Origin of the sequence: Moorena sp. SIO3A2, assembly GCF_010672265.1 — a bacterium.
Lineage (GTDB): Bacteria > Cyanobacteriota > Cyanobacteriia > Cyanobacteriales > Coleofasciculaceae > Moorena > Moorena producens.
The window spans coordinates 1-10,464 of the sequence record NZ_JAAHHC010000098.1 but is presented as its reverse complement, the minus strand read 5'-3'; the positions used below and the strand labels follow the sequence as shown (position 1 = coordinate 10,464).

Below are 10,464 nucleotides of genomic sequence, written 5' to 3'. Positions count from 1 at the left end.
ATAGCTGATAGCTGATAGCTGATAGCTGATAGCTGATAGCTGATAGCTGATAGCTGATAGCTGATAGCTGATAGCTGATAGCTGATAGCTGATAGCTGATAGCTGATAGCTGATAGCTGATAGCTGAATGCTAATAGCTGATAGCTAATAGCTGATAGCTGATAGCTGAATGCTTACGTTTTGTATGCACCTAATTCGATGGTGTAGCTTTTGGTGCCCCTGATGGCTGACTGGTTTGAGGTTTAAGAAACAGTGCTTCTTGGGCAGATTGCCCTTCACCCTGAGAACCGAAATACCAAAGCGCTGCTCCTGCTTCAGCACGGGTGACTGGTTTTTTAGGCTGAAACAATATTGTATAACCAAAAACTCGGCGAATGTTTGCCAAATCGCCATTTCGGAAATCAGCTAAGACGGCTCGCAATGCTTTCGGGTCAATTTCAGCGGTATCTTTGAAGCCCCAGGTTTCTTTCACTGCTTCAATAGAGGCTTTGGGCAAGGCTTTACGAGTATCGAGAGGCACTTTCCACAACATCAGATTTTCCCTAGTCAACGGTGCATCTGGACGAAACAATACTGCGGTAGAATCGCCACTGAGGGGACTAGGAATTAATCCAGCATCAGCTAATCCCTGAATATAGGGAAAATCAGGATCCGTACGAGGCACATCCTGAAATGCAGGTTGAGTAGTGTTGGATGCTAAACGGATTTGCAATCCTGGACGATTAGCATAGATTCGATTATTGGCATCCATTAGCCAACGGGCGTACTGACGGCGGTTTATGGTTTGATTCGGGGCAAACTGAATACCTTGACTATCAGTATTAGTTTTTGGGTTAGTCGTGTCTGGCGTTAAGACTCCCAATTTTGCCAAATCTGCCACATACTTACGCAAATCTCGGGGGACTTTATCCAAGTCAGTAAATTTCTCTGGTTGTCCTGACCTGACCTTAGCTGGCTTACTGGCGACCTCAGAGGGTGGTTGTGGTTTCTCAGGTTGTGTTGGTTTTTGAGCTTGTGTTGGTTTCTGGGGTTGTGTTGGTTTCTCAGGTTGTGTTGGTTTTTGAGCTTGTGTTGGTTTTTGAGCTTGTGTTGGTTTCTGGGATGGTTGTGGTTTCTGGGATGGTTGTGGTTTCTCAGCTTTGGTATCCTTACCATCCCGGACGTACTGAATATCAAATGTAGTCACACTGCTGTTGGTAGCAACCGCTGGGGGCTTTGATGAAGAGGCAGCAGTGGATTTGCCAGTAGTGCCACGAGCAGGAATCGAAAGGGTAACATCCAAGTCATTACGACGGACGATGAATGTGCCACCATCTTGATCCTCTGGCTGGTCGAGGACTTGCCAGCCTCCCGACTCAAAGGTCTTTTGGTAAAAGTTCTGAATTAAATTAATTGGGTCAGGGGATGACCAAATCGTCAGCTTACCTGGACCAGCAGCATCTTTGAGGGGTTCCACTTGTTCCAAGGTTGCTTCTTGATAACGGGGAATCTCAGTGGGGAAGTCTTCTGGCAACGGTACTGACTTCTGTTTCTGGGGAGTACTTTGAGGCTTATTCGGAGATGGCCCACTCAAGTTTTTGGGTGGGTTATCTTTCAGTTTGGGGTCTGCTCCCAAAGACCGCTGCAAAGCGTTACCTAGGTTAGTGTTGGCGCAGGCACTCAACAAACCGAGAAGACAAACCGCTAAACTTGCACGTAGGACAGAGTGTGGAAACAGCACGGGCATTGTCCAACAACAGTAGTTACCTTTTAAACTAACGCAAATTCACAAAAGGGCAATCAAGCATGTTATCCTGGCTGAGTTGCCAAACTAGGAAAGATGTTTAGGGCAAGGGCTAGGCCAAAATACCGAGTATTGTCAATTTAAATGTCAATTTAAATCTTGTATGGATGCACAGAAAAAGAAATTAGCAGCACCGAGTGAATCTTCTGAATCTGTTCAGGAGCAGCAAGCAGATGCTCAGGGTCAACAACCGGACAAGGGTGGCACGCCATTTTGGAAGCAAGTACAGGAAAATTTCCAAATTATTGCGATCGCACTAGCCTTAGCTCTATTGATTCGAGTATTTGTGGCAGAACCTCGCTACATTCCCTCGGATTCCATGTACCCGACGTTGGGAGTAGGCGATCGCTTAGTGGTCGAAAAAATCTCTTACCGTTTCCATACCCCAAGAGTCGGTGACATTATTGTGTTTGAACTACCGCCACAATTACAAATTTTGGGTTACTCAAAAGACCAAGCTTTCATCAAGCGGGTGATTGGCACATCGGGTGATACGGTTCAAGTCAAAGATGGCAAAGTTTATCGCAACGGTACTCCTCTAGAGGAGGACTACATTGCCCAACCTCCCCATTATCAGATGGGGCTGGTGCAGGTGCCAGAAGATCAGCTATTTGTGATGGGAGACAACCGCAACAATAGCAACGATTCCCATGTTTGGGGTTTTCTAGGTAAAGACAAAGTCATTGGTCGTGCCTGTTTCCGTTTTTGGCCACTTAGTGACCTTGGTTCGATCTGAACTATAGCAGTTTTCAATTGGGTGAGGTACGTAAGTATTCAGCCGTCAGCTGTCAGCTGTCAGCTGACGGCAGTAATTACCATTACCCATTACCCATTACCCATTACTAATATTAAGGTTGTGTGAACTTAAGCCCTCTACGGATTTCGTAACTTACTATAAGTTTAACTAATCAATTTTACTACTTAGGGCTGATGGGAATTAGATGGTAAACCTATATAGCAAGGGAAGTATAGTTTAGGACATAGTCTTTTGGTTGAAAGGGACTTCGGAGCAGGGAGCAGAGAGCAGAAGATGTCTTAAGCTTTACTTCGACTGCTATATAATTTAGCTCAACTAACGATGTCGCTGTTCAAGCTAATGTTTTAAAGCCTTGAGAGCACAAAGCTAAATTTAATCGACATCAGGGCTTACTTTCTAAGTAAGCGCTATAGTTAAGTATTAAAGTTTAGCAATCATTTATCAATAGTTATTAATTATTATAAGCAAAACTTATAATTCAATAAAATAATGATTTTGTGAATCCTACCGATTCATAGTTTCGGAGAGAGAAAAATCTAGTTAAATTTAATGAATATAAACATAAGCAAAAGGTAAATAATTTTCTCGTTTGTAGGTTTACTATAAGCATTCAGCCGTCAGCTTTCAGCTTTCAGCTGCTGCCAAGGATTCATAGTCTTGGGCTGATGGGCTTTTCCCCAGACTTTGAATTCTCTAAAATCTCGAATGCTTAAATTCTACCGTTTGAGGTTTATTTTAAGCATTAGGCTGACCGCTGACGGCTGATAGCTTAATGCTTAGGATTTACTGATCTTACTTTGGAGTAGTTTATTGATATCAAGTCCGGTAGCATCAGTATTGTCTAAAACAAGAGTATTCAAGGAAAAAGGGCACAAAAAAGCCGACTATAAACCAGGGAATCAAACGGACTTGATATCAAATTTCAGAGTAAGGTCACTGTCTACATCTAAGAGTTGCAGCATAAAACTATCATGAAAAAATTACCAATAGCTATGGCTGGGGCAGTAGTTTTTAGCCTAGGAACAATAGGAACAGCTCAGGCGGCATCCTTCCTCTCTACTTCCAATGGACAAGTTGGAAAAATCGATACTTCAACCGGAAAATTCACACCATTGAACAGCGACGGTATCCCCTTTTTTGATATAGCTTTATCAAATAGTGGGGAGCTATTTGGTGTCACTCCCAGCGCTTTGTATAGTATTGATAAAAGCACGGGTTTATCCTCCCTAATTGGCTACCTTTTTGCGTTTATAAATGCTTTAGGGTTTTCTGATGATGATAACGTGCTTTACGGCGCTGGAGATGATAGTTTTTATACTATTGATACCTCTAGTGGTGCTGCATCATTAGTGGCTACAATTCCTAACTTCAACAGCAGTGGCGACATAGCATTCGATTCTGTAAATAATCAATTTTTTGCCACATCACTCTCTGTTGACGGCAGCTCTGACATCTTGTTCTCTATCGCTAATGACGGTACAGCTACTGAGATTGGTAGTATCGGCTTTAGGGATATATTTGGCTTGTTCTTTGAAAATGGAACCTTGTTCGGTTACACAGCTGATCGACAACAGATCACCATCGATCCAACCACAGGAGCAGGTACTTTTAGTCAAAATGTCGCCTTCGGGGGTATTAATAGGATCTTTGGAGCAGCAGCTGTTTCTAAGACTACTGTTCCTGAACCGATGTCGGTGCTAAGTCTGCTAGCAGTAGGAGCCTTTGGTGCCAGTGTGCTCTCTAATCACAAACTGTAATAGCAACGCTATAGTTAAAAGCTATAGTTAACTGTTGATGATTCACGGTAACCAACCTACACTCTCCTACCCTGGTGAGGGTAGATTGGTTACCCAACCACTGAGATCCACTGCTAAGGTTTGACCCAACTTGAGTAGGGGGCTTGGGGAAAGTGAAGTACTAAGGGAAGCACTGGAGGTACACATGTTACATAGCCAGGGATAGCTGCCATTGCTATCACTATCTTTACTATCTTTCTTTAAGTCTTGGCTTTGGATCAGCTGAGGCAAAAGTTGGTTATGTAAGTACTGCAAGTAAAGTTCTTGGCAACGATCTAAGGATAAGCTTAGATTGAGCTGATTGCCTAGATCAATCATTTTGTCTAGCCGTTGAATATCGACTTCCACTTCCTCTGGGTTGCTATCGTAAAGAATTTGCCAGAGCGTACGCAAAATTAACTTTTCTAAGGTTTGCTTGACTTCTAGGGTATTCAACTGACAGTGGAGATGATTCGCTGCTATTGCGATCGCTTCTAACTCTGCCAAGCTACTCCATACCACCTGCTGATCACTGCTATCACTATCTAATGCCCTAATCACAGTAATACACTGATTGGATATAGCAATTTCTGCTGCTACTTGCAACTCCTTGGGAACAGATAACCCACCCTGATGGAAAGCCATCAAGGCTCTATAGTTATCCCGATAAACCTGGGTATAGAGCTGATCCAAACGGGTCAAGGTTTCCTGGCTCAACAGCTGCATAATCCGGTGTCGCTCTTCAGCAAACAGATGCTGCAAATTAAAATGTTGCTGCCCAAACAGCTGATTCATTACCAAAATTGTGTGGGCTGCACTGCCTTGGTCTAGGGCATTAAATAATGTGTCCAACCGCTGGCGGTAGCCTCGACATTCAGCAAGGGGTTGAATACAGCAGTGGAAGTCCCAACCACCTAGGTATAGCAAGGCAAACACAAAATCATCACTTTCCCTAGTTATTTCAGAAACCAATTGTAACTGTCCCACAGCTAGGGTTAATGCCCCGATTCGTTTTAGCTGGTAATATTGCTGATGGGCATAGTAACAGTAGATTTTGTCTTCTTGGGAATAGTTGTTAAATAGGGAAGTAATGGCATAGTCTGCTACTACTTGCTTCCAGCTAACGTGGGCTGACACCACTAGTTGGCGATAAATCTGGTCACCAGTTTTAAAGCATTCCACATTACTGGGTGCTAGAGCAAGGCGTTGGATAAATTCTTCTTGCAGTTGGACTTTAGCAACATCACCAGCTAACTCGATAGCACGGGCAGCATACCGCAGAATCTGAACCCCTTCTGGACGGGAGATTTCCTCAAAAAACCAACCACAACTGGTATACATCAGCAGAGCATGACGCTGCATTTCCAGGAGTCGTAAGGCATCCACTTGTTGGGCTTGAGCCAGTGGGTGAGTACTATGACGCTCCAGAAAACTTTCCACATTGGCTGGGGAACGGTTCTGAACCACTTGGATATACTCATCCCGGGCTAGCCAAGGGTCATGGAAGAATTGGCTAGCAGTCTCTTGATATACCTGAATCAATTCATCCCGTAACCAATCCAGGGCATTCCGCAGGGGACGACGCCACGTTTGGTACCACTTCCCGCCACCACCACAGCCACAATCATCTTGCCAACGGTCAACCCCATGGGAGCAACTCCAGGCTGTTACTGGCTTCAGTACCACTTCCCAGGTGGGCGGATTAAAGCTAAGGTAGTGGGCAAAGTTGGTTACTGTCCAGTTGCGCTGGGGAAACTCATGGGTAAAAGCGTAGGCAATACACTTCTCAGTGCCTGTTTTGTGATGGCCAAAGGTTTCCCCATCCGTTGCCACAGCAATCAACTGGGCACTGCGATGATCCCCACGTACTGCTTGACCCAAACGCTTGGCGAAGTGTTCAGTACTGCTGAGTAAATCATTGAAGCCCATATCTCTGGAGATTGGGCCATCATAGAAAAAGATATCAATAAATTTGCCATTTTTGAGGAAGCAACGGTAAGGCCGAGTAGGGTCAATCTGAGCACCTCCCACTTCCTGCCATGGAGAATTACTATTGTGTTCACTGGTGAGTTCAGTGGGAATTGGGCGGCAACGTTGAGCTTGGGCAGGGGCTAGGATAATAAAGCGAATATCTTCTGCTACCAATGCTTCCAAGGTGGGATAGTCTACTGCCGTTTCCGCCAGCCACATCCCTTCGGGTTCACGACCAAAGCGGGAACGGAAGTCCGCTTTTCCCCAACGGATTTGGGTGTATTTGTCCCGTTCATTGGCTAAGGGAAGGATGATGTGGTTGTACACTTGAGCGATCGCATTTCCGTGACCATTTAAGCGATCGCAACTCTTCTTGTCCGCTTCCAGAATCCGCTGATACACTTCCACATCGTAATTTTCCAGCCAGGACATTAACGTTGGACCAATATTGAAGCTCAAATACTCATAGTTATTGACAATATCTATTACTTCTCCTTGGTCATTTAATACCCTAGCAAAGGCATTGGGGCGGTAGCACTCATAGTAAATCCGTTCGTTCCAGTCATGAAACGGAGCAGCAGTAGGCTGACGCTCAATCGTATCTAGATCAGGGTTTTCCCGAGGCGGTTGGTAGAAATGACCGTGGATAGTAATATAGACACCTGTGGCAGGATCTAGGGGGTCGTTGTTGAGCGTCGAGTAGTGTTTGATCTTGGCAGTGGACTTAGCAGTGGACTTTATTTCCTCAGCTTGTAACACTAGCAGTTCAGCTACTGAAGTCATGGGAATATGCATTCAAAAAACAGCAACACAGCTCACCCAACCCGATAACTTCATGTTTGGGACCCGGAGCGCGAATACCCTTGAGCAAACTTATACTGGTTTGGCAGTAACGAACAAAAGTAGCGGATAGTTGGGACAGCGGATAGTTGGGACAAACGTTAAATGCTTAACACAATGATTAATTCAACCGCAAGGTTTAATTCAAGTAACTCCAATCAGTTTATGCAAATTGCGGTAATCTTATCAATCTTCACCAGATCATAGCAAATTTCTATGGTTAAAAAATATACCCTAGGACTGATGCGCTTGAGGAATCGTTGAGTTCTGAAAAGCTTTATTGAGCACACCAGGGACAGAGTAAGGTACTTGACTATCTAATTTGTGTATATCAGTTGATCGGCTAACACCCATGTAAATTGAATTTGTTCATGTTATAGCAGAAGTCAGAAGTCAGAAGTCAGAAGTTAAACTCAAGCCAAACTGTAGTTTGAGACTTTTGTCATGTCCTAATTACCCTGGCGACTGCTATATCAAAGAAACCGTCAAACCATCTGCCCACCTCCGTATCTCCCCATTTCCCCATCAGTCTCAACCCAAAAATTAAGTGCGTGACAGCTTAGGGGCGTGACAGCTTAGGGAGACGGGGGGATGGGAAGAGGGATTGACCAAGCCCCTTGTAATACTGCCCTAGTCCCTGAAACTAACTAGAATAGTCAGGACTTACGCGGTTAAGTTGATTTCGCCCCGCTAGCACCCCAATTATGGGGCGGGTAATGATGTCAAAGTCCCCCAGAATTGGGAGACCAACGGGGGCAAATGCGTAAGTCCTCATAGTAATTCTTTTGAGGTAAAGAAACCTAAATGCTCACCAAAAACCAAATTTTGTCAATTTTGCTAGTGTTTATTCCCATTTCAGTAGCCGCTGAATTTCTAGAGTGGAACTCGGCAGTTATCTTCATTACCTCTTGCTTAGCAATTATTCCTTTAGCAGCATGGATGGGAACAGCCACAGAAGAAATTGCTGTGGTGCTCGGTCCAAACCTAGGAGGGCTATTAAATGCCACCTTTGGCAATGCTACAGAATTAATCATTGCCCTAATTGCCCTCAATGCTGGGTTAGTAGAAGTGGTTAAAGCGACCATCACTGGCTCCATCATCGGTAACCTACTCCTAGTGATGGGATTTGCGATGCTGCTGGGTGGATTGCGTTACAAAGAACAGGAGTTTCAGCCCATTGTGGCGCGGGTGAATGCCTCTTCAATGAACCTAGCGGTGATTGCCATGTTGCTACCGACAGCAATGGATACCACATCTATTGGTATTCCTCAATCTACATTACAACAGCTTTCAGTAGCAGTTGCCCTGGTTTTAATTCTGGTTTATGGGCTAACTCTGTTATTTTCCATGAAAACCCACACCTATCTGTTTGATGTAGGCATGGCGGAAATGGAGTTAGAAGAAACAGATCACGGTGAAATTGCCAGTTCCGAATCTAAACATCAACCTAATATTTTGTTGTGGGTAGGAGTCTTGGTAGTGGTTACCCTGCTAGTAGCTCTAGAATCAGAACTTTTGGTGGATAGCTTGGAATCTGCCACATCACAGTTAGGACTAACAGCCCTGTTTACCGGAGTAATTTTACTCCCCGTAGTTGGTAATGCAGCAGAACACGCCACTGCGGTAACTGTCGCCATGAAGAATAAGATGGATCTCTCAGTTTCGGTAGCCGTAGGGTCTAGTCTGCAAATTGCCCTATTTGTTGCCCCAGTGTTAGTGCTAGCTGGGTGGTTTATGGGTCAGCCCATGGATTTGGATTTTAATCCCTTTGAATTGGTAGCAGTAGCCGTAGCTGTGTTGATTACTAATTCAATTAGTTCTGATGGTAAGTCCAACTGGCTCGAAGGAGTTTTGCTATTAGCAGCTTATGTCGTCTTAGGACTAGCGTTTTACTTCCATCCAGTGGTTGAAGGATTGGGTTGAGTTAACGCCTAGTGTGTAGAGTTTGACCGTTGAAGGTGATGATGAACAAAGGGATGCTCGCCCGGTCGTAGCTACGGGAAGGCAAATTTCAAGTGAATAAACTTGTCAACATCCCTGTTATCCCAGAAAAATCTGGCTATATTAAAGCTAGAGGGGTCGAATGTCAATGATAAATCGGTTTGATTTGTAAGACAAATTGATTGGTAAGAAAAATAATCATCTAATCCACCCCTTTAGCCTTTGCCCTTTGCCCTTCATCCACCCATCTAGCTTGAGATTAACCGAGCACGCTGATGGGATGGATGAGCCCCTGAGGACATTAAGCCGAGATGCTGGAAGCCGAACAGATATTACATGAGCGCTATCAACTCAAGCAACAACTGGGACATAATGCTGGACGACAAACTTGGCTAGCTGAGGATCTAGGAGTGTCACCTCCAGAATTGGTAGTTGTTAAACTGCTGGCATTTGGTGGTGACGTTAATTGGGACGATTTAAAACTCTTTGAGCGAGAAGCACAGGTGCTTAAACAGCTCAATCATCCCCGGATTCCCAAGTATCTTGATTATTTTAACATTGATGACCGAGTACTCTGGTTTGGCTTGGTACACAACTATATCCCTGGCTCCTCCCTCAAGGAACAACTAAATCAAGGTAAACGATTTACAGAAGGGGAAGTGCGCCAAATCGCTGTGGATGTGCTGAAAATTATTGAATTTCTCCATCAGCTGAATCCAGCCGTACTGCACCGAGATATTAAGCCTAGCAATCTAATTTTAGGGGATGATGGGCAGATTTATGTCATCGATTTCGGGTCAGTGCAGGATCGGGCATCCCAAGAGGGCGCGACATTTACGGTAGTGGGAACCTATGGTTACGCCCCCATGGAACAGTTTGGTGGTAGGGCAGTACCAGCATCGGATTTGTATGGCTTAGGGGCGACGTTGATTCATTTGCTCACCAGGACTGCACCCGCTGACTTGCCCCAGCGGAATTTGCGCATTTGCTTTAAAGACCAAGTCAACCTCAGTGCTAACCTGATTAGCTGGATTCAGAAGCTGACAGAACCGGCTCCAGAGCAACGCTTCAAAAGTGCGTCTGAAGCAATTCTAGCCCTAGAGTTGGGCATGACACTCAATACTCCCAAAAGCAACAAACTGATCAAACTCCCCCGAAGCAATTTTGTAAATAATTCAGGTCAAGGGGGTGTATTGGATGATCGAGTACCCGTACCAGATGAAATCAAAGGCTGGAACTGGGGAGCTTTTTTGATACCTGGGTTTTGGCCTATAGTTATTTTAAATAAGGAGGAGACACTAAGAAGCACAATATTCACGAATTACTTCATCCAGAGAAGTGTCTATAGAAGTATACATTCTGGCTCTCTTTAAAGCACTAAAATCATGCTCTATATC

The 10,464-nt window shown here is 44.5% G+C and carries 5 protein-coding genes and 2 pseudogenes; 4 read left to right on the top strand and 3 right to left on the bottom strand.

The genetic code is table 11. The features are described 5' to 3' along the window. Nucleotides 1–190: 190 nt before the first annotated feature. Nucleotides 191–1,726: an S-layer homology domain-containing protein gene (locus F6K64_RS37360; RefSeq protein WP_008189948.1), complete on the bottom strand. Its 1,536-nt coding sequence runs from the start codon at nt 1,724–1,726 to the stop codon at nt 191–193. A gap of 160 nt (nt 1,727–1,886) precedes the next feature. Between F6K64_RS37360 and lepB the strand changes: the two genes are divergently transcribed. Then, nucleotides 1,887–2,519, top strand: a complete 633-nt coding sequence (gene lepB / locus F6K64_RS37355; protein WP_008189949.1) for a signal peptidase I — start codon at nt 1,887–1,889, stop codon at nt 2,517–2,519. Nucleotides 2,520–3,511: 992 nt separating this feature from the next. After that, entirely contained in the window at nt 3,512–4,297 is a 786-nt protein-coding gene (locus F6K64_RS37350) for a PEP-CTERM sorting domain-containing protein (RefSeq protein ID WP_008189952.1), read from the top strand. Nucleotides 4,298–4,363: 66 nt separating this feature from the next. Here F6K64_RS37350 and F6K64_RS37345 read toward each other — a convergent pair whose 3' ends face one another. After that, nucleotides 4,364–7,069, bottom strand: coding sequence for a DUF3536 domain-containing protein (locus F6K64_RS37345; RefSeq protein ID WP_008189954.1), 2,706 nt, complete (start codon nt 7,067–7,069; stop codon nt 4,364–4,366). Between the two features lie 861 nt (nt 7,070–7,930). Here F6K64_RS37345 and cax point away from each other — a divergent pair. Next, nucleotides 7,931–9,049: a calcium/proton exchanger gene (gene cax, locus F6K64_RS37340; protein WP_008189958.1), complete on the top strand. Its 1,119-nt coding sequence runs from the start codon at nt 7,931–7,933 to the stop codon at nt 9,047–9,049. A 329-nt stretch (nt 9,050–9,378) separates the two neighbouring features. Next, nucleotides 9,379–10,335, top strand: a pseudogene (locus F6K64_RS37335) (serine/threonine protein kinase); the annotation flags it as partial. 30 nt (nt 10,336–10,365) lie between these two features. On the opposite strand, the pseudogene F6K64_RS37330 reads toward F6K64_RS37335, so the two are convergent. After that, nucleotides 10,366–10,464, bottom strand: a pseudogene (locus F6K64_RS37330) (IS630 family transposase); the annotation flags it as partial.

Excerpts from the sequence above, each read along its gene's own strand:
- F6K64_RS37350 (WP_008189952.1), top strand. The coding sequence starts at position 3,512 with ATGAAAAAATTACCAATAGCTATGGCTGGGGCAGTAGTTTTTAGCCTA.
- F6K64_RS37345 (WP_008189954.1), bottom strand. The coding sequence starts at position 7,069 with ATGACTTCAGTAGCTGAACTGCTAGTGTTACAAGCTGAGGAAATAAAG.
- F6K64_RS37360 (WP_008189948.1), bottom strand. The coding sequence starts at position 1,726 with ATGCCCGTGCTGTTTCCACACTCTGTCCTACGTGCAAGTTTAGCGGTT.
- cax (WP_008189958.1), top strand. The coding sequence starts at position 7,931 with ATGCTCACCAAAAACCAAATTTTGTCAATTTTGCTAGTGTTTATTCCC.
- lepB (WP_008189949.1), top strand. The coding sequence starts at position 1,887 with ATGGATGCACAGAAAAAGAAATTAGCAGCACCGAGTGAATCTTCTGAA.